The 26,891-nt window shown below is 72.7% G+C and carries 21 protein-coding genes and 2 tRNA genes; 8 read left to right on the top strand and 15 right to left on the bottom strand.

What is annotated here, in order from left to right; genetic code table 11:
- Genes AC0VX2_RS00115 through pknB form a run of 5 tightly spaced genes read left to right on the top strand, consistent with a single transcriptional unit; the run spans position 1 to position 8,951 of the window.
- The gene (locus AC0VX2_RS00115) at positions 1–1,716 is read left to right on the top strand and encodes a PP2C family protein-serine/threonine phosphatase (RefSeq protein WP_144861804.1); all 1,716 of its coding nucleotides are present in this window, start codon (positions 1–3) and stop codon (positions 1,714–1,716) included.
- Positions 1,713–3,137: an FtsW/RodA/SpoVE family cell cycle protein gene (locus tag AC0VX2_RS00110; protein ID WP_036314455.1), complete on the top strand. Its 1,425-nt coding sequence runs from the start codon at positions 1,713–1,715 to the stop codon at positions 3,135–3,137. The genes AC0VX2_RS00115 and AC0VX2_RS00110 overlap by 4 nt, the downstream gene beginning before the upstream one ends.
- Positions 3,134–4,579 carry a peptidoglycan D,D-transpeptidase FtsI family protein gene (locus AC0VX2_RS00105; RefSeq protein ID WP_036314452.1) on the top strand — a complete coding sequence of 482 codons (1,446 nt, stop codon included), beginning with the start codon at positions 3,134–3,136 and terminating at the stop codon, positions 4,577–4,579. Before AC0VX2_RS00110 ends, AC0VX2_RS00105 begins: the two co-directional genes overlap by 4 nt.
- On the top strand, positions 4,576–6,642 hold the full coding sequence (locus tag AC0VX2_RS00100; protein ID WP_036314450.1) for a protein kinase domain-containing protein: 2,067 nt from the start codon (positions 4,576–4,578) through the stop codon (positions 6,640–6,642). Before AC0VX2_RS00105 ends, AC0VX2_RS00100 begins: the two co-directional genes overlap by 4 nt.
- A gap of 32 nt (positions 6,643–6,674) precedes the next feature.
- Entirely contained in the window at positions 6,675–8,951 is a 2,277-nt protein-coding gene (pknB, locus tag AC0VX2_RS00095) for a Stk1 family PASTA domain-containing Ser/Thr kinase (protein ID WP_036314448.1), read from the top strand.
- Positions 8,952–8,996: 45 nt separating this feature from the next.
- On the opposite strand, the gene AC0VX2_RS00090 is transcribed toward pknB, so the two are convergent.
- Positions 8,997–9,650 (bottom strand): anthranilate synthase component II, encoded by a 654-nt coding sequence (locus AC0VX2_RS00090; protein ID WP_036337278.1) that lies wholly within the window; start codon positions 9,648–9,650, stop codon positions 8,997–8,999.
- A gap of 156 nt (positions 9,651–9,806) precedes the next feature.
- On the opposite strand from AC0VX2_RS00090, the gene AC0VX2_RS00085 reads away from it, so the two are divergent.
- A complete protein-coding gene (locus AC0VX2_RS00085) occupies positions 9,807–10,112 on the top strand; it encodes a cell division protein CrgA (protein ID WP_060973757.1) in 306 nt (101 codons plus the stop codon).
- Between the two features lie 167 nt (positions 10,113–10,279).
- On the opposite strand, the gene AC0VX2_RS00080 is transcribed toward AC0VX2_RS00085, so the two are convergent.
- Positions 10,280–11,221 (bottom strand): rhomboid family intramembrane serine protease, encoded by a 942-nt coding sequence (locus tag AC0VX2_RS00080; RefSeq protein ID WP_256748691.1) that lies wholly within the window; start codon positions 11,219–11,221, stop codon positions 10,280–10,282.
- An 11-nt stretch (positions 11,222–11,232) separates the two neighbouring features.
- A complete protein-coding gene (locus tag AC0VX2_RS00075) occupies positions 11,233–11,763 on the bottom strand; it encodes a peptidylprolyl isomerase (protein WP_010079725.1) in 531 nt (176 codons plus the stop codon).
- Between the two features lie 186 nt (positions 11,764–11,949).
- Between AC0VX2_RS00075 and AC0VX2_RS00070 the strand changes: the two genes are divergently transcribed.
- Together AC0VX2_RS00070 and AC0VX2_RS00065 are read left to right on the top strand one after the other, a co-directional pair.
- Positions 11,950–13,185, top strand: a complete 1,236-nt coding sequence (locus tag AC0VX2_RS00070; RefSeq protein WP_119217653.1) for a hypothetical protein — start codon at positions 11,950–11,952, stop codon at positions 13,183–13,185.
- Between the two features lie 208 nt (positions 13,186–13,393).
- Positions 13,394–14,041 carry an MBL fold metallo-hydrolase gene (locus AC0VX2_RS00065; RefSeq protein ID WP_119217654.1) on the top strand — a complete coding sequence of 216 codons (648 nt, stop codon included), beginning with the start codon at positions 13,394–13,396 and terminating at the stop codon, positions 14,039–14,041.
- Between the two features lie 40 nt (positions 14,042–14,081).
- Here the strand turns inward: AC0VX2_RS00065 and AC0VX2_RS00060 are convergent, their stop codons facing one another.
- The 12 genes from AC0VX2_RS00060 to dnaA all read right to left on the bottom strand — a co-directional run bounded on the left by AC0VX2_RS00060 (position 14,082) and on the right by dnaA (position 26,891).
- A complete protein-coding gene (locus tag AC0VX2_RS00060) occupies positions 14,082–14,309 on the bottom strand; it encodes an amphi-Trp domain-containing protein (protein ID WP_010079728.1) in 228 nt (75 codons plus the stop codon).
- Positions 14,310–14,386: 77 nt separating this feature from the next.
- Positions 14,387–15,175: a queuosine precursor transporter gene (locus AC0VX2_RS00055; RefSeq protein WP_144819914.1), complete on the bottom strand. Its 789-nt coding sequence runs from the start codon at positions 15,173–15,175 to the stop codon at positions 14,387–14,389.
- A 252-nt stretch (positions 15,176–15,427) separates the two neighbouring features.
- Positions 15,428–15,500 (bottom strand) — tRNA-Ala (locus tag AC0VX2_RS00050).
- 11 nt (positions 15,501–15,511) lie between these two features.
- Entirely contained in the window at positions 15,512–15,673 is a 162-nt protein-coding gene (locus AC0VX2_RS00045) for a hypothetical protein (RefSeq protein ID WP_020624432.1), read from the bottom strand.
- 58 nt (positions 15,674–15,731) lie between these two features.
- Positions 15,732–15,805: transfer RNA gene (locus AC0VX2_RS00040), tRNA-Ile, on the bottom strand.
- 100 nt (positions 15,806–15,905) lie between these two features.
- Positions 15,906–16,406 carry a DUF3566 domain-containing protein gene (locus AC0VX2_RS00035; RefSeq protein WP_010079768.1) on the bottom strand — a complete coding sequence of 167 codons (501 nt, stop codon included), beginning with the start codon at positions 16,404–16,406 and terminating at the stop codon, positions 15,906–15,908.
- Entirely contained in the window at positions 16,403–19,099 is a 2,697-nt protein-coding gene (gyrA, locus tag AC0VX2_RS00030) for a DNA gyrase subunit A (RefSeq protein WP_101965671.1), read from the bottom strand. The genes AC0VX2_RS00035 and gyrA overlap by 4 nt, the downstream gene beginning before the upstream one ends.
- Before the next feature lie 66 nt (positions 19,100–19,165).
- Complete coding sequence (gene gyrB, locus AC0VX2_RS00025) at positions 19,166–21,316, bottom strand: DNA topoisomerase (ATP-hydrolyzing) subunit B (RefSeq protein WP_169577955.1); 2,151 nt, start codon at positions 21,314–21,316, stop codon at positions 19,166–19,168.
- 368 nt (positions 21,317–21,684) lie between these two features.
- Positions 21,685–22,248 carry a DciA family protein gene (locus AC0VX2_RS00020; RefSeq protein ID WP_036314430.1) on the bottom strand — a complete coding sequence of 188 codons (564 nt, stop codon included), beginning with the start codon at positions 22,246–22,248 and terminating at the stop codon, positions 21,685–21,687.
- Complete coding sequence (gene recF / locus AC0VX2_RS00015; protein WP_036314428.1) at positions 22,241–23,455, bottom strand: DNA replication/repair protein RecF; 1,215 nt, start codon at positions 23,453–23,455, stop codon at positions 22,241–22,243. The genes AC0VX2_RS00020 and recF overlap by 8 nt, the downstream gene beginning before the upstream one ends.
- Before the next feature lie 21 nt (positions 23,456–23,476).
- Positions 23,477–24,592 carry a DNA polymerase III subunit beta gene (gene dnaN / locus AC0VX2_RS00010; RefSeq protein WP_036314462.1) on the bottom strand — a complete coding sequence of 372 codons (1,116 nt, stop codon included), beginning with the start codon at positions 24,590–24,592 and terminating at the stop codon, positions 23,477–23,479.
- A gap of 751 nt (positions 24,593–25,343) precedes the next feature.
- Complete coding sequence (dnaA, locus tag AC0VX2_RS00005) at positions 25,344–26,891, bottom strand: chromosomal replication initiator protein DnaA (protein ID WP_101965672.1); 1,548 nt, start codon at positions 26,889–26,891, stop codon at positions 25,344–25,346.

Genomic DNA, 26,891 nt, shown 5'->3' with positions numbered 1-26,891 from the left:
ATGACCCTCGTCCTCCGCTACGCCGCCCGCTCCGACGTCGGCCGCGTCCGTGCCAAGAACGACGACTCCGCCTACGTGGGCCGTCATCTGGCCGTGCTCGCGGACGGCATGGGCGGGCACGTGGGCGGCGACGTGGCAAGCGCGTCCACGGTGCTGGATCTGGCCCCGCTGGATGCGGTGGGCTACGAGGACCCGGCCACGGTGCTGCCGGACGAGATCCAGAACGCCAACCTGATCCTCAACGAGCTGGTGCACGCCAACCCCAAGCTCGCCGGCATGGGCACCACGTGCACCGCCGGCCTGCTCGCGGGGACCACGCTGCACATCGCGCACATCGGCGACTCCCGTGCCTACCGGCTCGCGGACGGCGAGTTCTCCCAGGTCACCACGGACCACACGTTCGTGCAGAAGCTCGTGGACGAGGGGCGCCTCGAGGCCGGGGAGGCCCCGTTCCACCCGAACAAGAACGTGCTCATGCGCGTGCTCGGCGACGTGGACGCCTCCCCCGAGCTGGACGTGTTCGAGGTGCCCGTCGCCCCCGGAGAACGGTGGCTGTTCTGCTCGGACGGCCTCACGGACGTGGTCCCCCCCGAGAGGATCCACGAGGTGCTGCGGGACTCGGAGGCTCTCAACCAGGCCGTCGACACCCTCGTGGACCTCACCCTCAAGGGCGGCGCCCCGGACAACGTCACCGTGGTGGCGTTCGAGATCGCGGAGGGCACGGCGGAGGAGCTGGCCCCCGTCCCGGACGTCCACCTGTCCGAGCAGGCCCTCGCCGCCGCCCACCCGCCCGAGGTCGGCCCGGTCTCCGGCCTGCTGCTGCGCGAGGACCTGGACGCACGGCCTCACCTGCTCGTCGGCGCGGCCTCCAACGCCGTGAAGACCGATCGCATCCCCGTGGTCACCCGCAGCTCCACGCGCCGCCGTGCCGCCGCCCTGCTCGGCGAGACGCCCGTGCCGGAGAACCGTCCCCGGCGCACCGCGGCCGTCCTCACGGACGGGCCGGATCCCGCCGCCGCCCCGCGCCCGGACGCCTCCGTCCCGCCCGCCGCGCAGAGCGGCACCGCTGCCGCCGCCGGCTCCTCCTCCGCCGCCACACCGGCCGCCACCGCTGCCGACCACCCGTCCGACGAGGCCGCCGAGCCGATGACCACGGCCCCCACCCCGGCCCCGGCGACCGCCGGGCCCGCCGGCGGCCCCGAGGACGGGGCCGCGCGTCGGCGGCGTGGAAAGGACGACCGCCCGGTGCAGTACCGCCGCGGCTGGTTCATCCCCGTGTTCACCACGCTGCTCGCCCTCACCCTCGCGGCCGTGGCCGTGTGGGGCTACCTGTGGACCCAGACGCAGTACTACGTGGGGGCCAACGACGGCCGGATCGCCGTGTTCAAGGGCGTCTCCCAGCGGCTGGGCCCGCTCGAGCTGTCCCACGTGGACCGCCAGACCGACCTCCCGGTGGACGCGCTGCCCGCGTACGCACGCGACCGCGTGAACGCCGGCATGCCCGCCCGGGACGTGGACCACGCGGAGCAGATCGTCGCCGAGCTGCGCGACTCGCTGCACCCGAACGCCCCCGCCCCCGCCGGTGAGCCCTCCGAGCGGGCCCGGCCGAGCACGACGCCGTCGTCGTCCTCCGCCCGCCCCTCGGACGCGTCCGGCTCCACCGCGCCGACGAGCCCGGCGTCGTCCCCGAGCGCGACGGGAGGTGAGGCCCCGTGACCGAGGTGATCTCCCCCGCACGCCCGCGCCGGAACATCGAACTGGTCCTGCTGCTGGCCGCCCTGGCCATCGCCCTGGGGGCGGACCTGCTGGGCATGATCGGCACGGACGCCCCGCTGGACTCCACCGCCTGGGTGCCGCTGGGCGTCTTCGGCGCCGCCACCCTCGTGCTGCACGTGGTCCTGCGGCTGCGGGCCCCCTACGCGGACCCGTTCATGCTGCCGATCACCGCCCTGCTCAACGGGCTGGGCCTGGCCATGATCCACCGGCTGAGCCAGGACGCCGCGATGGCCAACCCCACCTCGCAGCTCGTGTGGTCCGTCCTGGCCGTCCTGGTGGCCTCCGCCCTGGTGTTCCTGGTGCGCGACCACCGGGTGCTGCGGCGCTGGCCCTACCTGTTCCTCGCCGCGTCCGGCGTGCTGCTGCTCCTGCCGCTCGTGCCCGGGCTGGGCCTGAGCATGTACGGGGCGCGGATCTGGATCGACGTCGGATTCGGCACCTTCCAGCCCGGCGAGATCGCCAAGATCACGCTGGCCATCTTCTTCGCCGGCTACCTCTCCGCGAACCGCGACCTGATCCTGCTGGCCGGCCGCCGTGTGGGCCCGGTGACCTTCCCCCGAGCCCGGGACCTCGGCCCGTTGCTGGCCGGCTGGCTCCTGGCGCTCGGCGTGCTCGTGTTCCAGCGCGACCTGGGCTCGGCCCTGCTGTTCTTCGGCATGTTCATGGCGATGCTCTACATCGCCACGTCCCGCGCCTCCTGGATCCTCCTCGGCCTGGGCCTGATCGCCTTCGGCGCGGCGCTGGCGTTCCTGTTCATGCCGCACGTGACCGCCAGGTTCGAGATCTGGCTGAGGGCCTTCGACCCCGAGATCTACCATCGCGACTTCGGCGGCTCCTACCAGGTGGTCCAGGGCCTGTTCGCGATGGCCTCAGGCGGGCTGATGGGCACCGGCCTGGGCGCGGGCAACCCCACCCAGGTGCCGCTGTCCTTCTCGGACATGATCCTCACGGCCATCGGCGAGGAGCTCGGCTTCGTGGGCCTGGCCGCCGTGCTCGTCCTGTACCTCCTGCTCGTCACCCGCATGATGCGCGCCGCCCTCGGCGTGCGCGACGCGTTCGGCAAGGTGCTCGCCTCCGGCCTGGCCTTCACCATGGCGTGGCAGGTGTTCGTGGTGATGGGCGGCGTGACCCTCGTGCTGCCGCTCACCGGCCTCACGACGCCGTTCCTCGCCGCCGGCGGCTCGTCGCTGCTGGCCAACTGGATCATCGTGGGGCTCGTGCTGCGCATCTCGAACGCCGCCCGCCGGCCCGTGGTCGTGGACGGGATGGTCAACGCGTCCGGGCCCGGCGCCGGCCACCTCGACCCCGGCACGGCGCTCCCGGCGGCCGCCGTGCCCCCGGGAGGAGGTGAGGAGCGGTGAACGAGGCGATCCGACGCACGTGGACCGTCATGGCGGCCATGCTCCTCGTGCTCGCGCTGGCTGCGTCCGTCATCCAGGTGCTGGCCGCTGACCAGCTCAAGACGCACGCCCTGAACTCTCGGCAGATGTTCCTGGAGTTCGGCGCCCCGCGCGGGCCGATCCTCGTGGACGGCGAGCCGATCGCCGAGTCCGTCCCCTCCGGCGACGCGTACCACTACCAGCGCGTCTACCACGAGACCGAGCTGTACGCCCCGCTCACGGGCTTCTATTCGCTCACCTACGGCACCGACGGGCTGGAGGCGGCCATGAACGAGCAGCTCTCCGGCACCCCCACGTCCCAGTTCGTGGACCGCGCCATGGAGATCATCACGGGTGCCACGCCCGAGGGCGACCAGGTGGAGCTGACGATCGACCCCGAGCTGCAGCGTCTGGCGTACGACGCGCTCCCGGACGGCGTGCGCGCCTCCGCCGTGGTCACGGACCCGACGACGGGCGAGATCCTGGCCATGGCGTCGAAGCCGGGCTTCGACTCCAACGCGCTCTCCTCACACAGCCCGGCCGAGGCGCAGTCGGCCATGGCCGCGATCGACCAGATCCCCGGCGCCAGCGCATACCGCAACCGCGCCGCGGAGCAGCTCGTGTCCCCCGGCTCCACGTTCAAGCTGATCGACGCGGTGGCCATGCTCGAGTCCGGTGACTACACCCCGGGCGGGACGGTGGACATCCCCGCCGCGTGGACGCTGCCCGGCACGACCACGGAGCTGCCCAACTACGACGGCTCACCGTGCAACACCGTGGGGCGTCAGACCCTCACGTGGGCGCTGGCGCAGTCCTGCAACACGCCGTTCGCCATGGCCGCCGTCGAGCTGGGCCAAGACCGGATCCGGGAGGTCGCCGAGCGGTTCGGCTTCAACGACTCCTTCGACTACCCGTTGCCCGTGACCGGCTCCGTGTTCCCCTCCGACCTGGACGACGCCACGCTGGCGCAGTCCTCGATCGGCCAGCGGGACGTGCAGGCCACCGCGCTGCAGATGGCCATGGTGGCCGCCGGCATCGCGAACGACGGCGTGGTCATGGAGCCGCAGCTGATCAAGGCGGTCCGCCGTTCGGACCTCACCACGGTGCAGGAGTTCAGCCCCCGTGAGCGCGGCCGGGCCACGACCCCCGAGGTGGCCGGGCAGGTCTCGGACATGATGGTCTCGGCGGTGGAGGACGGCATCCTGGGATCCGTGCAGTCGGACACGGTGCGGATCGCGGCGAAGTCGGGCACGGCCGAGGTCGGGGACACGGGCAACGTGCACTCCTGGATCACCGGCTTCGACGCGAGCGAGAACCCCCGGGCGGCCGTGACGATCGTGGTGGAGGACGAGCCGCCGGGGGTTGGACATCAGACAGTCGTCAGTGGCATGAAGGCAATCATGGAAGCGGTGGTCACGGAATGAGGCCGACATCGGGCATCACCCTCGGCGGCAGGTACCAGTTGACCGATCGCATCGCGATCGGCGGCATGGGCGAGGTGTGGAAGGCGCGGGACAAGGTCCTGGGCCGGATCACCGCCGTGAAGATCCTCAAGGAGGAGTACACGGGTGACCCCAACTTCCTGCGCCGCTTCCGGGCGGAGGCCCAGCACACCGCGCTGCTGAACCACCCCGGCGTCGCCAACGTCTACGACTACGGCGAGGAGAAGGGCTCCGCCTACCTCGTCATGGAGCTCGTGCCGGGCCAGCCGCTGTCCTCCATCCTCGAGAAGGAGAAGGTGCTCTCCCCCGAGCGGACCCTGCGGATCATCGCGCAGACGGCGGCCGCGCTCTCGGCGGCCCACGCCCAGGGGCTCGTGCACCGCGACGTCAAGCCCGGCAACCTCATGATCACGCCCACCGGCCGGGTGAAGGTGACGGACTTCGGCATCGCGCGCCTGGCGGACCAGGTCCCCCTCACGGCCACCGGCCAGGTGATGGGCACCGCCCAGTACCTCGCGCCCGAGCAGGCCACGGGGCAGCAGGCCACCGGCTCCTCCGATCTCTACTCGCTGGGCATCATCGGCTACGAGGCCCTCGCCGGGCATCGCCCGTTCACGGGCGAGTCCCAGATCGCGATCGCCCTCGCCCAGGTCAACGACACGCCGCCGCCCCTGCCGGACACCGTCCCGGCCCCGGTGCGCGCCCTGATCATGTGCATGCTCTCGAAGGACCCCCGGGAGCGGCCCTCGGACGCGGCCGCGCTCTCGGACGCCGCCGACGCGCTGCGGCGCAAGGACACCCGCGGCGCCGTGGAGGCCGTGCCCGCCCTGGCCGTCTTCCTCGAGGAGCAGGGCGTGACCGACCCCTCGGGCGCCGAGACCGCTCCCCTGGACTACGACGGCATGCGCACCACCCATCCGCGCGCCGAGGGCACCCGGGCGGACGGCTCCCCCGCCACCGCGGCGCTGCCGGTGACCACGGCCCAGCCCCGCACCGACGACGCCGCCCGCGGCACCGGCGCCGCCGGTGCGGCGGCCGTGGGCGCGGCCGGTGCGTTCGGCGCCGCCGCGAGCGCTCGCACGCGCGACCACGAGATCGCCGCCGTGCGCGACCAGCAGACCCGCCCGGGCGACGTCGTGGACCCGGGCCCGCCCGCCGGGGGAGGATCCGCGCCCGCCCGCCGGCGACGCGCCAACCGCTGGCCGCTGTGGGCGCTGCTCGGGCTCGTGGTGTTCGCCCTGCTGGGGGCGCTGCTGTGGCCGCTGCTCACGGGTGACCGCGGCGTCGGCGGCTCAGCGCCGGCGACCTCGCAGGAGGAGTCGTCCGTGCACGTGGACCCGGAGGCGTACAAGGGTCGCCCCGTGAGCGAGGTGCGCACCGAGCTCGAGGGCCTCGGCCTGGCGGTGCGCGAGGAGGACCGCGACGCGCAGAGCCCGCAGGGCACCGTCGAGGAGATCAACCCGGTGGGGGCGCTGCGGCGCGGTGAGACCGTCACGCTGGCCGTCTCCACCGGGGAGGGCGTCATCCCGGAGGGCCTCGTGGGCCAACCCGTGGAGAGCGCGATCCAGACGCTGCGCGACCGCGGCTTCACCGTGGACCGGGTGGACGACCCGTCCGCCGACGGCGCCGACGGCGAGGTGGTGCGCGTGGTGCCCGGCGAGGGCGAGCGTCACCGCTACGACACGCACGTGCAGCTGATCGTGGCCACCGGCGGGTCCGACGCCGCGCCGACCCGCGAGGCGTCCCAGCCCGCCTCGGAGCCGGAGCCCAGCGCGTCGGAGGAGCCGAGCACCGAGCCGAGCAGCGAGCCGAGCCCGTCGGCCTCGGACGAGCCCCGCCCGTCCCCCACCGCCGAATCCCCGACGGCCACCGCCGACCCGGAGCCCATGCCGGAGCCGTCCGAGGAGCCGACGACGCCCACGGGGGATCCGACGACGGAGTCCTCCGGGGAGTCCACGGCACCGACGGGCGAGCCCACCACCGACCCGTCCGCTGACGCGCGTGGTGCGGAGGCCTCGTCCGCCGACGCCACGCCCTCCGCTTGAGCGGCGGGCGGGACGGGCACGCGGACGTGTCTGTGGATGAGCAGAGGATCCTGAACGGGCGGTACCGGATCGGTGAGCTGATCGGGCGCGGCGGCATGGCGGACGTCTTCCGCGGCGAGGACCTGCGGCTACACCGCCCGGTGGCGGTCAAGCTGATGCGCCGGGACCTGGCGCGCGATCCGCACTTCCAGGCACGCTTCCGCAAGGAGGCACGCTCGGCGGCCTCCCTGAACCACCCCTCGATCGTCTCCGTGTACGACACGGGCGAGGTCTCTCTCGAGGACGGCCTCCATCCGGTGGACTGCCCGTTCCTGGTGATGGAGCTCGTCTCCGGCCGGACGCTGCGGGAGATCCTGCACGCCGAGGGCGCCGTGGGCACGGACCGTGCCGTGGCCTGGACCCGGGGCGTGCTGGAAGCGCTCGAGCACGCGCATGAGGAGGGCATCGTCCACCGCGACGTGAAGCCCGCGAACGTCATGGTCACGGAGACGGGCGCCGTCAAGGTGATGGACTTCGGGATCGCCCATGCGCTGGCCGACACCTCCGCCACCACGTCGCAGACCCAGGCCGTGGTGGGCACGGCCCTCTACCTGGCCCCGGAGCAGGCGACGGGCCGCATCGTGGACGGCCGCGCCGACCTCTACGCGGCCGGCTGCCTGCTGTTCGAGCTGCTCACGGGCCGACCCCCCTTCACGGGTGACACGCCGCTGGCCGTGGCCTATCAACACGTGCGCGAGGAGCCGCCGGCGCCCTCCGACGTCGACCCCGACCTGCCGCCCGCGTTCGACCCCGTGGTGCTGCGCGCCCTGCGCAAGGATCCGGAGGACCGGTTCCCCACGGGCGCCGCGTTCCTCGCGGCCCTCGAGGAGGCCGCCGCGGATCCGCACGCCGGCCCCGGCCGTCACACCCCGCCGCTCGATGCCGTCCCTCCCGCCCTCGTCGGCGCGGTGCTGGGCTCTGCGGCCGCGGAGCACGGGGCCGACGACGCCGACGTGCCGACGGCCGCGGTCCCGCTGACCCGGCCGACGCCCTCCATCCCGGCCGAGCCGGACGCCGCACACCCCCAGGCGGCGAACCATGCCGTCGCGGGTGCGGGACTGCCCGGCGCCGCCTCCGCCGCGCAGCTGGCCGCCGCCGCCGCCATGGACGGCCCCCGCCCGGTGACGGCCGGCCAGCCGGTGACGCCCGGTGCGGTCGCGACGCCCCGGCCCGAACCGCCCGGGGACACGCCGGCGTCGGCGACGGCCACACCCCGTCGCGTGCGCCGGCGCCTCCGCCGGCGCACGCTCCTGGCGGCCGGCGCGGTCCTGGTGGCGCTGGTCCTGGTCCTGGCGCCGTGGCTCGCGGCGGCCCTGCGCACCACCGTGGAGGTGCCCACGGTGGTGGGGCTGCAGCAGGATGAGGCGGTCGCGGCGCTCGAGGACGCAGGCCTGGTGGCCGTCGTCTCGTCCGCGTACATGGCCGACGCCCCGGACGGGACCGTCACCCAGAGCGACCCGCCGACGGGCACGGAGGTGCCCCGCGGGGCCGAGGTGCGGATCCGGGTGTCCCGCGGCGAGGAGGGCATCGCGCTGCCCGACTCCCTGCACGGGCTGTCCGAGGACGCGGCCCGCCGCGAGCTGGAACGGTTGGGCCTGCGCGTCTCCTCCGTGCAGTACCAGGACGACGGCCGACTCGAGCGCGGGCTGCTCGCCCGCACCGACCCCGCGATGGGCACCCACGTGCCGCCCGGCTCCTCCGTGGTGCTGCACCTGTCCAGCGGCATGGTCGCCGTGCCGGACGTGGTGGGGATGAGCGCTCCGGACGCGCGGCGTCAGCTGGCGCTGAGCGCCCCCGAGCTGCGCGTGCGGATCCAGGACGAGGACGGCGCGACCACCGACACCGGCACGGTCGTGGCCCAGGATCCGCCCGCCGGCGTCCGCGTGGACAACCGTTCCTCCCTGACCCTGACCGCTTCCTCGTGGATCGCGCCCACGGCCGAGCCCTCCGAGCCGGCCCCGCCATCCAGCGAGGCGCCCGAGCCCACGCCGTCGGCGTCCGCGCCACCGAGCCCCCCGCCGACGGAGAGCCCCGAGCCCTCCGAGAGCGCGGAGCCGTCACCCTCGCCGTCCGCCTCGGCCACGCCCAGCCCCGAGCCGACGACGACCGAGACGCCGTGGCCGACGCAGAGCCCGTCACCGACGTCGGCGGCCCCGTCGGAGCCGACCGGGCAGCCGCCGAGCACGTCGCCCACCGCGACGCCGGTGGACCCGCTGCCGACGCTGACGCCGGACCCCGAGCCCTCGATCGACCCGCCGCCGTCCACCTGAGCGGCCGGGGCGCCGTCCGACCCGCGAACCGGGCCCCGGGACCGGTCAGTCCTGGCGGACGAGGGGCGAGAGCCGGCCACCGCGCTCGGCGGCCCCGGAGAGCCCCACGGACTCGAGCCAGTTGCCGAGCATCCGGTAGCCGCCCTCGGTGAGCACGGACTCGGGGTGGAACTGCACGCCCCACAGGGGCGCGGTGCGGTGGGCCAGTCCCATCACGACGCCGTCCTCGGTCTCGGCGGTGATCTCCAGGACCGCCTCGTCCACGGTGGGCCGCACGGCGGCCAGCGAGTGGTAGCGGGTGGCGGTGAACGGCGAGGGGACGCCCTCGAACATGGGGTGCTCGCCGCGGCGGACCAGAGACGTCTTGCCGTGCATGAGGGATTCCGCGTGCGTCACGGTGGCGCCGAACGCCTCCGCGATGGCCTGGTGCCCCAGGCACACCCCGAAGAGCGGACGGCCGCCGTCGGCGGCGGAGCGGATGAGGTCGAGGGAGACACCGGCGTCGGCGGGCGCGCCCGGCCCGGGCGAGATGAGCACCGCCGTGTGCTCGGCCGCGAGCTCGAGGGCGCGGGCGGGGGTGACCTCGTCGTTGCGGATCACGGTGGTGCGGGCCCCGAGCTGCTCGAGGTAGCCCACCAGGGTGTAGACGAAGCTGTCGTAGTTGTCGACGACGAGGACGGAGACCTCGGGGCTCTGCACGGGGGCGCTCTTTCCTCCCCGCCGCGTGGGAGCGGGGTGCATAGACTGGCCGGGCACGTCGCTGACCCCGGTCCTGGGCAGGTCAGCAGGATACCGTCCCCGCCCCGGTCCCCGCCGGTGGGGGCGCCCACCACCCCCCACCCGAGGAGAAGACCCGTGGCAGCACCCGCCGGCAAGCGCAAGGACTCGGCCCGTCGGAAGCGCGAGGAGCTCGAGGCCGCGCGCCGCAGCCGCTCCGCCGTGCGGACGGACCTCGGGGACGTGGACCCGGGTCCGAAGCCCCTCTCCCCCGGGTACAAGGTCGTGATGTTCGGCCTGCTGATCCTCGGCCTGCTCTGGATCATCGTCTACTACCTGACCCAGGGCCTCTTCCCGATCGTGCAGATCGGCGGCTGGAACATCCTCGTGGGCTTCGGCATCGCGCTCGTCGGGTTCCTGATGATGTCCCGCTGGAGCGAATGACACGCGTGTAGTTCTCCACAGCGGTGGACAACCCTGTGGATGGCCGATCCGCACGATCCCGCCCGGAGACGAGTTGTCCCCGGAGTTGTCCACAGGTGTGGACACCCCTGTGGGAAGAAGTGCACACCCGGCTGTGGAGAACTCCGGGGACGGTCGGGGACGACGGTCTAGCCGAGCAGGCCGGCCACCGTGACCCGTGCGGCGCCGAGCACCGTGAGCGCCGCCAGCGCCGCCGCCACGACCACGAGGCCGGCTGCCTGGGCGCCCACGGACGGCACGCGCGCGCGGCCGGGCCGCAGCCCGCCGGCCAGGGAGAACACGACGGCGACGACGGCGCCCGTCAGCAGCCCGCCCACGTGCACCTGCCAGGCCACCCCGGGCAACAGGAACGAGAACACGAGGTTCAGGCCGATCAGCACGGCGATCGAGCGCACCTGGCCGCCCCGCACCCGGGTGAGCAGGAACAGGGCCGCGAACATGCCGTACACGGCGCCGGACGCCCCGACGACGGGCTGCAGCGGGTCCGAGACCCACAGCGCGAACACCGCGCCGCCCACGGCGGAGAGCACGTAGAGGGCGAGGAACCGCCACCAGCCCAGCGCGGGCTCGAGCACGCGCCCGATCACCCACAGCGCGAGCATGTTCAGCAGCAGGTGCGTGGGACCGGAGACGTCGTGCACGAGCGCGTAGGAGGCCATCCGCCACGGCTCCATGCCGTACGGGGACGTGTAGAGCCCGGCGTACCAGAGCGCCTCGGTCACGCCGGACGCCTGGTCCCGGGTCAGCCACTGCGCCGCGTAGACCACCGCCGTGACCGCCAGCAGGATCCAGGTGACGGGCGAGGCGGCGAAGCCCGTCCGCCGTCGGACCGGGACCGACGCGGCGGCGCCGGCGGGAGCCACCGTCGGAGCAGGGCCGGCCACGACGCCGGACGCACAGTCCACGCAGACCGGTCCGGCCGCGGAGCCGGGACGCTGGCAGTCGAGGCACGCGGGGCGCCGGCAGACGGCGCAGCGCACATACGCGGCACGGCCCGGATGCCGCGGGCACACCGGGGGTGTGCCGTCCGCGGAGTCCGGGCCGTGCGGGTCAGAGGGGGTGGTGCTCACCGAGGGGCTGCTCAGGCCTCGTCGATGTCGATGGACTCGATGACGACGTCCTCGAGCGGGCGGTCACGGGGATCGGTGGCGACGGCGTTGAGCTCGTCCACGACCTTCTGGGAGGCCTCGTCCTTCACCTCGCCGAAGATGGTGTGCTTGCCGTTGAGCCAGCCGGTGGGCACGGAGGTGATGAAGAACTGCGAGCCGTTGGTGCCGGGGCCGGCGTTGGCCATGGCCAGCAGGTAGGGGCGGTCGAACTGCAGCTCGGGGTGGATCTCGTCGCCGAACTGGTAGCCGGGGCCGCCGATGCCCATGCCGAGCGGGTCGCCGCCCTGGATCATGAAGTCCTTGATGATGCGGTGGAACACGGTGCCGGAGTACAGCGGGGCGCCGTTGTTCTTCTCACCGGTCTGCGGGTGGGTCCACTCCTGCTCGCCGGTGGCGAGGCCCACGAAGTTCTTCACGGTCTTCGGGGCGTGGTTGCCGAACAGCTCGACGACGATGTCGCCGTGGTTCGTGTGGATGGTCGCGGTGTGCGTCTTGTTCGCCATGCGCCCCATTGTTCCATCCGCAGCGGCGGGCCGTCCGGATCCCGCCGTCCGGGGGGCGGGTCTTCCGCGATCGGCGTACGCACTCCCGGCGTGCCGGGACCCGTGCCACGGCGGGGGTCGGCCACTAGGCTGGGCCTCGAGGACCACCGCGTTCAACGACCATCCAGAACCCACGGGAGGCATCACATGGCCCGCAAGACCCTGCACGACGAGATCCAGCACGACGGCGGCGCGAACGCGTTCGTCGCACGCCAGGCGGAGAACCTGCGCCACTGGGCCGCCCCGAAGGTGGAGTCCACCCGCGCCTGGAGCGAGGTGGCGGCGGCCTACGGGCTGATCGGCGGCTCCGCCGCGGCCGAGGAGGGCCGCCGCAAGGCCCAGGACGCCAAGAAGGAGTACGGCCCCGTGGTCGAGCGCGGGGCGCGGAAGGCCGGCGAGGCCGTCGCGCACCAGTACGGGCTGCTGGCCCCCGCCGTCGCCCAGGGCGTGGACACCGTCCAGGACTTCCTCGAGCACCTGCAGGCCCAGGCGCAGGACGCCGGCCACGAGGTGCAGCAGCAGTTCGCCGCGGCGCGCAAGGACGCCGAGAAGGCCGCGAAGAAGGGCCGCCGTCGTGGGGGCCGCAAGGCCAAGCAGCTGCGCCGGGACGGCCGCCAGGCCGCCAAGGGCCTGCGCAAGGACGCGAAGAAGACCGCCAAGGGCGCCCGCAAGGACGCCCAGCGGTCCGCCGCCCTGTTCAGCGACCGTGCCGGTCAGGCCAAGGACGCCGCCGCGGCGGGCGGCCTGACCCTCGCCGGTCTCCTCGCCACGGGCCTGTCCGCGCTGCAGGAGCAGGGCGGGAAGGTGGCCCCGCAGGTGCAGGCCCGCCTGGCCGACGCCGGCGACTACGCCCAGCGCCGCAAGGAGGAGGTCCTCCCCGTGGCCGCCGCCCGCCTGGCCGACGGCGCCGCGCACGCCCGCAAGACCGCCCACGACGTCGAGGTCCCGGACGCCCTGGAGCAGGCCCTGATCAAGCTCACCGGGGACAAGGCGATCGTGACGCGCCTGCGCAAGGGTGCCGAGCAGTACGCCGGCGCCGCCGAGAAGGACCTGAACCGTGCCGCCGGTCGCCGGGCCTCCCGCTCGGGCGGCCGCGCCTGGATCGTCGCGGGCATGGCGGCCGCCGCCGCCGGCGCCGGCTACGCCCTGTGGCGCCTGACCAAGCCGGTGCAGGATCCGTGGACCGCCCCGGTCCCGGGCCCGATCACCGCGAACATCCCGGTGGTGGAGGCCAACAACCCCTACGCCCAGCAGCAGAAGGTCGTGGCCGAGGCCGGCTCGGCCGCGGCGGGCCAGGGCGTGCGGGTGGACACCGCAGCCCCGGACCCGGTGGCCGCCGCCAACGCGAAGGTGCTGGGCGTCCAGCCCGGGCAGCAGCGCTGACCCGCGCCCTGAGCGCGCAGCGGACTGCGCCCGGCCCGCGCATCCTCGGCAGGACCGAGGGGGCGCGGGCCGGCCCGCGTCCGGGCGCAGGTCGGGGCGGGAGTCGGTGGGTCGCCGTCGAACGGGGCGCGGGCCTTGTCCACCGCCGGGAGCGCGCGGGAGGCTGGGAGCGCCCGGGATCCCGACGCCGGGCGGAGGAGTGATCTGCATGAGCACGACCCTGACCCTCTTCGGCCACTCGGCCGTCCGCCTCGAGAAGGCCGGCCGACGACTCGCGTTCGACCCCGGCGCGTTCAGCGACGCGGCGGTCCTGGACGGCGCGGACGCCGTCCTCGTGACGCACGGCCACCCGGACCACGTGGTCCCCGAGCAGCTGGCCAGGGCTGTGGCCGGCACGGAGGCGCACGTGTGGGCGCCACGGGACCTCACGGGGCCGCTGGCGGAGGCGGGACTCGACGCTGGGCGAGTGCACACGGCCGTGCCCGGGGAGACGTTCGAGGCCGCCGGCTTCCGGGTGGAGGTGCTCGGCGGGGAGCACGCGGTGATCCACGCCGAGGTCCCGCGCCCGGTCAACGTGTCCTACCTCGTGGACGGGGCCGTGCTGCACCCCGGCGACTCGTTCACGGTGCCGGACGCCGACGTCGAGGTGCTCCTCCTGCCCGCCGCGGCGCCGTGGTTGCGCATCGCGGACGTGGTGGACCAGATGCGGGCCATCGCGGCGACGCACACCCGCCCCATCCACGACGGCATCCTCAGCGAGGACGGCAAGGGCGTGGTGGACGGGGTGCTCTCGGGGCTCGCCGAGGGCGTGACCGACTACCGGCGTCTGGCCCCCGGGGAAGCCTGGACGTTCTGAGGCGCGGGGAGGCGGCCCCGGGCGGCCGACCCGGGGCCGGTCACCAGCTGAGGGTGATCTCCAGCTCGGCGTCGCCGTCGTCCTCGACCTCGAGCTCCACCTCGAGGCCCACGCGGTCCGGGACGGTGACGACGACGTCGCGGCCGCCGTGCTCGATCCGCACCTCGTTCTGCCGGGAGAGCTGGTCGGCGAGGTCGCGCAGGCGTGCGGCGGCCTGCTCGCGGCTGAGGGTCTGCTGCTGCTCGTGCTCGAAGAGGTCCTTGCCCATGGCACCGACGGTAGTCGGTGGTCGGGGTGCGCGCGACGGACGGGCCCCGGCGCGGCCGACGCCGGGGCCCGTGCGGGTCAGCGGGACGCGGCCGGGGCGAGGGCGGGATCGTCGTCGCGGTGGATCTCGAAGCCGGGTGCCCGGTAGGTGGGCTCCCGGCGCTTGAGGGCCCGGATGACGAGCAGGGTCACCGGCACGATGAGGATCTCCACGAGCGTCTTGTACCCGAAGCCGGTCACCGTGTAGTTCGCCAGTTCCAGCAGCGAGATGGTGCCGGCGTAGGCGATGGTGCAGAAGATCAGGGTGTCGAAGAACTGGCCGACCACGGTGGAGAGGATGAGCCGGAACGCCACGTGCCGTTCCTTCATGCGCTCCTTGAGGCGGACCACGATGGACGCGTTGAGCAGGGAGCCCACGAGGAACGCGACGACGCCGGCCACGGTGATCCGGAGCATCGGGGCGAGGGCCTGGTCCCAGACCTCGAAGCCATCGACGGGCGTGGTCCAGGAGACCACCGTGTAGGTGAGGGCGGCGAGCACGAGCATCGCGAAGCCGAGGACGATGGCGCGGCGGGCCCGGCGCCAGCCGTACACCTCGGCGAGGATGTCGCCGACGATGTACGCGAACGGGAACAGGAAGGCGCCGCCGTCGAAGATGAGGGGACCGCCGTCGTAGAAGAGGTCCGAGATGACCGGGACGGTGGGGCCGTAGAAGAGCTTGGCCGCGGTGACGCCGGAGAGGATCAGGAGGGCGATGAAGACGCCCACGAAGATGTCGTAGTAGCTCGCGGGCACCCGGGCGTAGGCCGGGGTGCCCTGCCCAGGGGCGGGTCGGTCGGGGGACGGGGTGTCGATGATGGTGTTCACCGGACCATCCAACACCACACGCGACGGCCACGGGCGCGGTGGGCGGGTCCGGCGGCGGGGGTTCGGGGCAGGCCATCCCCGTCCCTCCGTGGGCAGAAACGCCCTCTCTTCTGCCCACGGGGCCCGAAGTCCTGCAGTTTGTGCCCCAGGAGCCCCCGGGTCGCCGGTTTCTGCCCACGGTGCCGGCGCCGGCGGCCACCCTGGGCATACGAAAGGGCCCGGGAGTCTCACGACTCCCGGGCCCTTCTTCGGTGGAGGCAAGGGGACTCGAACCCCTAACCCCCTGCTTGCAAAGCAGGTGCGCTACCAATTGCGCCATGCCCCCGTGAGGACCGGTCAGTCCTCCGGTGCCGGCTCGACGCCGTCGGCGTCCTCCGGCAGGTCGTCCGTGGCCGTGGCCCAGACGTCCTTCCCCGCACTGTTCTCCCGCCAGAGACGCGCCCCATAGGCGGCTGCCGCGGCGCTGACCACGAGGGCCACGCGTGCCAGTCGACCCATGGGAAGACCTCCGGAGACGAACGGAGCCCCAGCGGACCGGGGCTCTGTGTGGTGGGAGTGGGCGTACCAAGACTTGAACTTGGGACCTCTTCGTTATCAGCGAAGCGCTCTAACCGCCTGAGCTATACGCCCTCACCGTCGCTCACGGCTGACGCCGTTCACAACAGGAGATGACTGTACAGGAACGCCGACGCCCCGCGCAAATCCGCGCGGGGCGTCGTCGAGGGTCTGCTCAGTCGTCCGTCAACGTGACGCCGAGGCCGCCCACGAGGCTCGCGCAGAGGTTGTAGAGCAGCGCGGCCACGGTGGCCAGGGCGGTCAGCAGGATGACGTTGACCACGGCCAGCACGGTGGCCAGCGAGGTCACGGTGCTCAGCGGGGCCAGGGACGCCACGGTGTAGCGCCCGGCCTCGGAGCCGAGCACGGTGCCGATCACGTCGTTGACCCTGTCGAAGATCCCGAGGACGTCGGACAGCGAGTACAGCGCCACCGCCGCCACCACCGTGAGGATGCCCAGCGCCACCGAGAGCAGGAACGCCAGCTTCAGCACGGACCACGGGTCCACCCGGGTCAGGACCAGGCGGGCGCGGCGCACCTTGGCCTTCGGGACGGCGCGGACCAGGTCCTCCTGCGAGGACCCGCTGGCCTTGCGCACCGGACGACCGGACCGCGGCTCGGCGGCCTTCCCGGTGCTCCGCCCCTGGCCGGGACGCGACGACGCGGACGTGCTCACTGCTCTCCTCCGTCTGCACCCTCACCGGCGTCCTGCGTCAGGGCGTCCTCCGGTGCGGCTACGGGGTCGGTCGGGTCGATGTCTGCGTCCAAGGGTACATCCGGCCCCGCCTCGGCCTCGGCGTCCGCCTTCGCCTCCATCTCCTGCTCATTGTTCAGGGTGACGGCGACGATCCGGTCCCGCTTGTCCGGCTTGGCGAAGATCACGCCCATCGTGTCGCGGCCCTTGGCCGGCACGCCGGCGACGGCGGAGCGCACCACCTTGCCCGAGGCCATCACCACGAGGACCTCCTGGTCCTCGCGCACCACGAGACCGCCGGCGAGCTCGCCGCGGTCGTCCACGAGCTTGGCGACCTTGATGCCGAGGCCGCCGCGGTTCTGCAGGCGGTACTCGTCCACGTGGGTGCGCTTGGCGAAGCCGCCGTCCGTGACGGTGAAGACGTAGCCGTCCTCCTCCACCACGTCCATCGTCAGCAGGGAGTCGTCGTCGCGGAACTTCATGCCAGTCACGCCCGAGGTCGCACGGCCCATGGGACGCAGCGCCTCGTCCGTGGCGGTGAACCGCAGGGACTGGCCCTTGCGCGAGATCAGGATGAGGTCGTCGTCGGGCGAGACCACGCGGGCCGAGACCAGCTCGTCCCCCTCACGCAGCTTGATGGCGATCAGGCCGGCGGTGCGGTTCGTGTCGTAGTCCAGCAGCGGCGTCTTCTTCACGAGGCCGCCGCGCGTGGCGAGCACGAGGTACGGGGCCCGGCCGTAGTCCACGAGCGGCTGGATCTGGGCGATCCGCTCGTCCGGCTGGAACGCGAGCAGGTTGGCCACGTGCTGGCCCTTCGCGTCGCGGCCGGCCTCGAGCAGCTCGTACGTCTTGATGCGGTACACGCGGCCGAAGTTCGTGAAGAACAGCAGCCAGTGGTGCGTGGACACGGTGAGGAAGTGCTCGACGACGTCGTCGCCGCGCAGCGTCGCCCCGCGCACGCCCTTGCCGCCGCGCGCCTGGGACCGGTACTGGTCGATCCGGGTGCGCTTGACATAGCCGCCGCGGGTGATGGAGACGACCATCTCCTCCTCGGGGATCAGGTCCTCGATGGACATGTCCCCGTCGAAGCCGGCCATGATCTCGGTGCGGCGGTCGTCGCCGTGCTTGGCCACGATCTCAGCGAGCTCCTCGGAGATGACCTCGCGCTGACGCTGCGGGGACTCCAGGATCCGGTTGTACTCGGCGATCTTCGCCATGAGGTCGTCGTACTCGTCCTGGATCTTCCGGGACTCCAGGGCGGCGAGCTGGCGCAGCTGCATCTGCAGGATGGCCTGGGCCTGGACGTCGTCGATGTCCAGGAGCTCCTTGAGGGCCTCGCGGGCCACGTCCGCCGAGGCCGAGCGGCGGATGGTCGCGATGACCTCGTCCAGCATGTCCAGGGCCTTGAGCAGGCCGCGCAGGATGTGCGCGCGCTCCTCGGCCTTGCGCTTGCGGAACGCGGTGCGGCGCACGATCACGTCGATCTGGTGCTTCACCCAGTGGTGCACGAAGCCGTCCAGGGACAGGGTGCGCGGCACGCCGTCCACGAGCGCGAGCATGTTGGCCGAGAAGTTCGACTGCAGCTCGGTGTGCTTGTAGAGGTTGTTCAGCACCACCTTGGCGACGGCGTCGCGTTTGAGCACGATCACCAGGCGCTGGCCGGTGCGACCCGAGGTCTCGTCGCGCATGTCCGCGATGCCGTTGATCTTGCCGTCCCGCACCATCTCCGCGATCTTCGCGGCGAGGTTGTCCGGGTTGGTCATGTAGGGCAGCTCGGTGACCACCAGGCACGTGCGGCCCTGGATCTCCTCCACGTTGACCACAGCGCGCATGGTGATGGGGCCGCGGCCGGTCCGGTAGACCTCCTCGATGCCCTTGCGGCCCAGGATCTGGGCGCCCGTGGGGAAGTCGGGGCCGTGCACGCGGGCCAGGAGCGCCTCGAGCAGCTCCTCGCGGGTGGCCTCGGGGTGCTCGAGGTACCACTGCACGCCCGCGGCCACCTCGCGCATGTTGTGCGGCGGGATGTTCGTGGCCATGCCGACGGCGATGCCCGAGGAGCCGTTGACCAGCAGGTTCGGGTACCGGGCGGGCAGGACGACGGGCTCCTGCTGCTTGCCGTCGTAGTTGTCCTGCATGTCGACGGTGTCCTCGTCGATGTCCCGGACCATCTCCATGGCCAGCGGGGCCATCTTGGTCTCGGTGTAGCGCTGGGCGGCCGCGCCGTCGTTGCCCGGGGAGCCGAAGTTGCCCTGGCCGAGCGCCAGCGGGTAGCGCTGGACCCAGTCCTGGATGAGGCGCACGAGGGCGTCGTAGATCGCGGTGTCGCCGTGCGGGTGGTAGTTGCCCATCACGTCGCCCACCACGCGGGCGGACTTGTTGAACGCGCGGTCCGGGCGGTAGCCGCCGTCGTACATCGCGTAGAGCACGCGACGGTGCACCGGCTTGAGGCCGTCGCGCACGTCCGGCAGCGCGCGGCCGACGATCACGGCCATCGCGTAGTCCAGGTACGAGCGCTTCATCTCCGACTCGAGGTCGACGGGCTCGACCTTGTCGGCGGCGCCCTCGGGGAGCACGTAGTGCTCGACCTCGATGTCCAGGCCGGTCTGCGGGGTCCCCGGGATCGGGGCGCCCTCGACGGGCTCGTCCGGGGTCTGGGGGGTGGTCTCGTCGCTCACGCGGGTCCTCTCGTGCTCCCCTCAGGCGGGGAGGGTGGTCGACTCAGGCAGGTCTGCGGGTCCGGCTCAGACGTCCAGGAAGCGGATGTCCTTGGCGTTCTGCTGGATGAAGCTGCGGCGGGACTCCACGTCCTCGCCCATCAGCATGGAGAAGACGGCGTCCGCGGCGGCGGCGTCCTCCATGGTCACCTGCAGCAGGGTGCGGTGCTCCGGGTCCATGGTGGTGTCCCACAGCTCCTGGTAGTTCATCTCGCCCAGGCCCTTGTAGCGCTGCACGCCGTTGTCCTTGGGGTAGCGCCAGCCCTTGGCCAGGCCGGCCTCGACGGCGGCGTCGCGCTCCTCGTCCGAGAACACGTAGTCGTGCGGGGCGTTGGACCACTTGATGCGGTACAGCGGCGGCTGCGCGAGGAACACGTGGCCGGCCTCGATGAGCGGGCGCATGTACCGGAACAGCACGGTCAGCAGGAGCGTGGTGATGTGCTGGCCGTCCACGTCCGCGTCCGCCATGAGCACGATCTTGTGGTACCGCAGCTTGGAGATGTCGAACTCCTCGCCGATGTTGGTGCCGAACGCCGTGATCATCGACTGGATCTCGGCGTTGCCGAGGGCCTTGTCCAGGCGGGCGCGCTCCACGTTCAGGATCTTGCCGCGCAGCGGCAGGATGGCCTGCGTCTCCGGGTTGCGGCCCTGCTTGGCCGAACCGCCGGCGGAGTCGCCCTCCACGATGTACACCTCGCAGCGCTCGGGGTCCTTCGAGGAGCAGTCGGCCAGCTTGCCGGGCATGCCGAAGGACTCCAGCGGGGACTTGCGGCGGGCGTTGTCCCGGGCCTTGCGGGCGGCCAGGCGGGCGTGCGAGGCCATGATGGCCTTGCGGATGATCTCCTTGGCCGGCCCCGGATTGCGCTCGAACCAGTCGCCGAGGTGGTCCGTGACCGCCTTGGACACGAACCCGCGGGCCTCGGAGTTGCCGAGCTTGGTCTTGGTCTGGCCCTCGAACTGCGGCTCGGAGAGCTTCACGGAGATCACGGCGGTCAGGCCCTCGCGGATGTCCTCGCCCGTGAGGTTGTCCTCCTTGGGCTTGAGGATCTCCTTCTCCCGCGCGTAGCGGTTGACCAGGGAGGTCAGCGCGGCGCGGAAGCCCTCCTCGTGGGTGCCGCCCTCGTGGGTGTTGATCGTGTTCGCGTAGGTGTGCACGGACTCCGAGTAGGCGGAGGTCCACTGCATGGCCACCTCGACGGCCATGGAGCGGCCGTCCGAGACGTCCTCGGCCTCGAAGGCGATGACGTCGTCGTGGACGTACTCGACCTTCTTGGCGGAGTTGAGGTGCTGGACGTAGTCGAGCAGGCCGTTCTCGTACAGGTAGGTGACGGAGCGGCGCTGGGGCTCCTGCTCCGCCTCCTCCGCCAGGCCGTTCTCCGCGACGTCCTCACCGGCGGCGCCCTCGCCCGCGATCTCGTCGTCGACGACCTCGTTGGACTCCTGGACGCGCTCGTCCGTGAGGGTGATGCGCAGGCCCCTGTTGAGGAAGGCCATCTGCTGGAAGCGGGCACGCAGGGTCTCGTAGTCGAACTCGATCGAGTCGAAGATCTCCGGGTCCGGGTAGAACGTCTGCACGGTGCCCGTGGCGTCCGTGGCCTCCCCCTTCACCAGCTCGCCCTGGGGCACGCCGCCGTCCGCGAAGGACATGCGCCACACGTGCCCCTGACGGCGGACCTCGGTGTCCACGCGGCGGGAGAGCGCGTTGACCACGGAGATGCCCACGCCGTGCAGGCCGCCCGAGACGGCGTAGCCGCCGCCGCCGAACTTGCCGCCGGCGTGCAGGATCGTCATGACGACCTCGACGGTCGGCCTCCCCTCGGTGGGGTGCAGGTCCACGGGGATGCCGCGGCCGTCGTCCGCCACGCGCACGCCGCCGTCGGCCTGCAGCGTGACGTCGATGCCGGTGGCGTAGCCGGCCAGCGCCTCGTCCACGGAGTTGTCCACGACCTCGTACACGAGGTGATGCAGGCCCCGCGGGCCGGTGGAGCCGATGTACATGCCGGGGCGCTTGCGGACGGCCTCGAGACCCTCGAGCACGGTGATGGCGCTGGCGCCGTACTCACCGGGCACCTTCCGGTCCTTCACGGGGGTCTCGGGCTGCCCGACGGCGTCCGGCACGGCCTCCGGGTTCGGCGCGGCCGACGCGGCGGTCGGCTCCTCCGCGGGGTTCTCGGGCATGGCGTCAACCACGGGTGGCTCACTTCCTCGGACGTCGGCGGCTGGGTCGACCCGCGCGCAGGCGCGCGACGCCGCCCGGACAGGACCGGCACGCGACACGCTCCCGCAGATCCACGGGGGCGGGGGACGGACGACGGCCGGCCCCCTCTCACTGGTCCCAGTGTACCGCCTGACACCCCGAGGGCCCGCATCGACGGGGGCCCGCCGCGGGAGAACACCCGCTCAGCGGCCAGGGACACGGCTCAGGACGCGCGCAGGAGACCGCCTATGCCTCCCGGGCCGTCACCGACCCTGTGACCGCGCCAGAGCGGCGCCCATGGCCTCGCCGCGTCCGGGACCTCGTCGGGCGGCGCGGGGTGGCCGCGGACTCAGCCGTAGGTGTCGCGCGGCCCGCGGCCGCCGCGCACGGTGCGCGGCCCCTTGCGCCAGCTCGGGGCCTGGGGCCCCACCACGTCGATGCGGGTCACGACGCCGGGCCCGAGCGCCTCGTCGAAGCGCTGCAGGAGCACGGGGCTCATCAGGCGCAGCTGCGTGGCCCACGCGGTGGAGCTCGTCCGGACCCGCACCACGGAGTCCTCGAAGCTCTCCGGGCGGCAGTGCAGCGCGATCTCCGGCCCCACCAGCTCGGCCCAGCGGGTGAGCACGGACCCGACCGCCACGGGGGTGGACCAGCCGCGGTCGCGGATGAGCCGGCCGAACACGGTGGACACCGTGGCCGGGTCCCGGTCCGCACCCCCGAACGGGCGCCGACGGTCCGGCCGCTCCCGGCCGGCCGACGTCGTGCCCGCCATGGCCCCGGCCAGGCCCGCGCCCGTCCCCCGCGCCCGCAGCGGCGCCTCGCCCCGCTCCCGGGCGGCCTCGCGGACCCGGCGCAGCTGCACGAGCGCCAGGTCCGGCCGGTCCGGCTCGAACGGGGCGGGGGTCTCAGCCATCGGCCCCGCCCTCGCGCCGGGGCTCGCGGATGTCGCCCTCCACGGGGGCCGCGGCGGCCACGGCCTCGGAGCCCTCCGCGTCCTGGCGGATGAGCACGCGGTGGGCCGTGAGCTCCTTGGGGACGTCCTCGAGCGCGGCGGCCGTGACGATCACCTGCTCGGCCCGGTGCACGAGCGCGGCGAGGCGGCGGCGACGGGCGGCGTCGAGCTCCGCGAACACGTCGTCCAGGATCAGGACGGGGCGGGCGTCGGGGTCCGGGTCGTCGGCCACGAGCACGTCGTAGGCCGCCATGCGCAGGGCGAGCGCCAGCGACCACGTCTCCCCGTGGGAGGCGTAGCCGCGCGCGGGCGCCGGGCCCAGGAAGAGGGCGAGCTCGTCCCGGTGCGGGCCCACCAGGGTGAGCGACCGTGCCCGCTCCTCCTCCCGCTGGGCCTCGAGCGTCCGGCGCATGTCCGCGGCCAGGTCCGCCACCGCCGGGACCTCCGTGTGGGTGCCGCGGGCCAGCGGGACGGTGGACTCGTAGGCGTAGGTCGCCGCCTTGGAGCCGTTGGTCAGCGCCGCATACATCTCCTGGAGGGGGCGGGCCAGCAGGCGCAGCACGTGCAGGCGGCCGTGGAGCAGGCGGGCGCCGGCGGCGCAGAGGTGCTCGTCCCAGACGGCGAGCGTCGCGTCCTCCTCGGGGCCCCAGCGGCGCGAGCCGCGGCTCGACTTGAGCAGGGCGTTGCGTTGGCGCAGCACGCGTTCGTAGTCGGCGGCGGCCTCGCCGAGCGCCGGACGCAGCTGCACCATGAGCTGGTCGAGGAGACGGCGGCGGCCCCCCGGCTCCCCCGTCACGAGGCTCAGGTCCTCCGGGGCGAAGACCACGGTGCGCAGGATCCCGAGGCCCTCCTTCGCCCGCACGGGGGCGCCGCGGTTGATGGCCACCTGGTTGGACCGGCCCGGCAGGATCTCCAGCTCGAGGGCGACGGCGCGCGATCCGCGGTGCACGCGTCCGGCGATCCGGGCTCGGTCCCGGCCGAAGCGCACGAGCTGCGCGTCCGAGCTGACCCGGTGCGACTGCTGGGCGCCGAGGTAGCCGATCGCCTCCACGAGGTTGGTCTTGCCCACCCCGTTGGCCCCGAGCAGCACCGTGGGCCCCGGCGTCAGCTCCAGGTCGGCCCAGCGATAGGACCGGAAGTCCGCGACGGTGAGGTGGGACAGGTACACGGGAGCGTCCAGCCCCCTGCGTCAGGCGATGCGCACCGGCATCACGAGGTAGCGGTAGTCGGAGACGACGCCGTCCTCCTGGTTCACGCCGGTGAGCAGGGCGGGCTTGGGCGCGGACGTGAAGGCGAAGCGCACCTGCGGCTGGTCCACCACGGCCAGGCCCTCGGAGAGGTAGGACGGGTTGAACGCCACGGTGATGTCCTCGCCCTCGAGCGTGCACGGCACGGACTCGTTGGCGCTCGCGTCGTCGCCGGTGCCGGCGTCCAGGGTGACCTGGCCCTCCGTGAACACCATGCGCAGGGCGGTGTTGCGCTCGGCCACGAGGGCCACGCGGCGGGACGCCTCGACCAGGGCGGCGGTGTCCACCACGGCCTGGATGGGGCTGGACTCGGGGAAGAGCGAGCGGATCTTGGGGTACTCGCCGTCCACGAGCACGGAGGTGGTGCGGCGGCCGCCGGAGGCGAAGCCCACGAGGTCGGCGGTCTGACCGAGCAGGATCTCCAGGTCGCCGCCGGAGCCGAGGGACTTGGCGACCTCGGTGAGCGTGCGCGCCTTGATGAGCAGCGACGTCGAGATGGACGGGTCCGCCGGGGTCCAGCGGATCTCCTTCATGGCCAGCCGGTAGCGGTCCGTGGCCAGGAAGGTCATGGTGTCGCCCTCGATCTCCACCTTCACGGCGGTGAGGATCGGCAGGGTGTCGTCCTTGGAGGCGGCGACGGTGACCTGGGCGACGGCGTGGGCGAACGCGGCCCCGTCCACGGTGCCTGCGGGGGCCGGCAGCTCGGGCAGGGCCGGGTAGTCGCCCACGGGCATCGTGGCCAGGGCGAAGCGGGAGGAGCGGCAGGTGACGAGCACCTTGCCGCCGTCGAGCTCCACCGTGACCTGGGCCTGCGGCAGGGAGCGGACGATGTCGTTCAGCAGACGGCCGGAGACGAGCACCTGGCCCGCGGTCTCGACGTCCGCCTCGATCTCCAGGCGCGCGGAGGTCTCGTAGTCGAAGCTCGCGATGGACACGACGCCGGCCTCGGCCGTGATCAGCAGGCCCGAGAGCACCGGCACCGGCGGGCGCGGGGACAGGGAGCGGGCGGCCCAGGAGACGGCGTCGGTGAGGATGTCGCGTTCGACGGTGAACTTCACGAGCTGCACTGCCTCTCTGGGGGTGATGACGGGGGTTGCGGGCCCGGGGGGAACGGCGACACGCGGGCCTCAGCATAGGCGGTCCGCGCGGCGGGTGTCAGGTCGGAAGCGAATGACAAGCGTGTGATTCCAAGGATTCCGACCGCACGGGCGCAGCCCGGGCTCTCGAGGCGCTCAGCTCGGTGTGGGGTGGCGGAGATGATGTTGCTTGGCGGAATCTCTGAAGGGGGATCAGAAGTAGTGGTAGCGGGTGTGGATCCTGTGGAGAACGCCGTTCTGCCGCGTCAGCATGCGGATCCGGTTGGGGGAACCGTGTGGACACCCGCTCGTTCGGGGTGTGCATCCGGTGTGGACGAGCCCCGGGGGTCCTTCCCCCGCTCTGCACAGGTTCGACCGGAGTTGTCCAGACTCATCCCCGGATCCACCCCCCAGTTGTCCACATTCCTGTCCACAGGACGCGTCCACACCCGTCGAAAACCGCGAGATCATGCGGTTTTCGGCTGTGGAGATCTGTGGATACATGTGGACCATCGAATGACATCCGTGTGATTCACCAGCCTGTGCACCGTCGCCGTCCCCAGGGGTGTGGACGCGGCGTGAGCGGCCTGATTCCGCCATCCACAGGGGCGGAGGTTGTCCACAGCACCGGGGGTTCTCCACAGAGTTGTCCACACCGGTGGACAATGTGGACGAAGGCTCGAGTCCCGGTCGAATGTTCGAACCGGGACTCGAGGGTGGGACGGCGGGTGGCTCAGGCGCCGCGCTGTTTCCGCTTGATCTCGTTGGTGAGCTCGGTGACCTGGTTGTAGATCGTCCGCCGCTCGGCCATCAGCTCGCGGATCTTGCGGTCCGCGTGGATGACGGTGGTGTGGTCGCGGCCGCCCAGGACCTGACCGATCTTGGGCAGGGACATCTCGGTCAGCTCGCGCAGCAGGTACATGGCGATCTGCCGCGCCGTCACCAGCGTGCGGGTGCGGGACTTGCTGGTCAGCTCCTCGAGGGTGAGATTGAAGTACTCCCCCGTGGCGTGCAGGATCAGCTCCGGGGTGATCTCGTGCGCCGTCTCGTCCGTGATCAGGTCCTTGAGCACATGCTCGGCCAGCTCGATGTCCACGGTCTGCCGGTTGAGTGAGGCGAACGCGGTCACGCGGATCAGCGCGCCCTCGAGCTCGCGGATGTTCGTGGAGATGCGCGAGGCGATGTACTCCAGCGCCTCCGGCGGGGCCACGAGCCCCTCGGCCTCCGCCTTCTTCCGGAGGATCGCGATGCGCGTCTCGAGGTCCGGCGGCTGGATGTCCGTGATCAGCCCCCACTCGAAGCGGGAGCGCAGCCGGTCCTCGAACCCGGAGAGCTGCTTGGGCGGCAGGTCCGAGGTGATGACCACCTGCTTGTTGTTGTTGTAGAGCGTGTTGAAGGTGTGGAAGAACTCCTCGACCGTCGCCTCCTTGTCCGCCAGGAACTGGATGTCGTCGATCAGCAGGATGTCCACGTTGCGGTAGACCTGCTTGAACGAGGCGCCCTCGTCGTGGCGGATGGAGTTGATGAAGTCGTTGGTGAACTCCTCCGAGTTCACGTACCGCACCCGCAGGCCCGGGTAGAGGCGGCGGGCGTAGTGCCCGATCGCGTGCAGCAGGTGCGTCTTGCCCAGGCCGGACTCGCCGTAGATGAACAGCGGGTTGTACGCCTTCGCCGGCGCCTCGGCCACAGCGTTCGCGGCGGCGTGCGCGAACCGGTTGGACGAGCCGATCACGAACGTCTCGAAGTGGTAGCGGTCGTTGAGGCGGCTGGTCTCCGCGGACGTCGACGGCGGTGCGGGGGTCGGCTTGCCGTTCCCGCTCGGGGCCGCGGTCGCGGCGGGCACGACGTCGGCCGGCGGCTCGATGCGGAAGCCCGGCAGCTCCTCGGCGACGGCGCGGCGGGAGGTGGCGGCGGTCGCGGCCGGGGGCAGCTCGACGTCCGGCGCCGCGGCGTCGGACGGCCCGCCGGCGAGGGAGGAGCGGCGGGCCTCGGAGGAGGGGGTCCGCGGCGGCTGCAGGTTCGCATCGATCGAGATGGCCAGCAGGATCTCCTCGCGGAACTCCTGGGTCAGGGCGTCCGTGAGGGCGTCGGCCACCTGGGTGCCCTGGAGGGTCTCGCGGGTGGTCTCGTTCGGCACGGCCAGCAGGAGCGTGTTGCCGATGAGGCCCTGCGGCTGGGCCAGGTAGACGAAGCCCATGAGGCGGGCGCTGACCCGCGCGTCGTCCTCGAGGGAGCCCAGGACGGAGCGCCACGAGCTGAGCACGGCCTGGTCTGCCACCAC

Source organism: Micrococcus sp. iso_239 (genome assembly GCF_056173395.1).
Note: the sequence above shows the minus strand (reverse complement) of the source record. Positions and strands in the feature narration are given on the sequence as shown.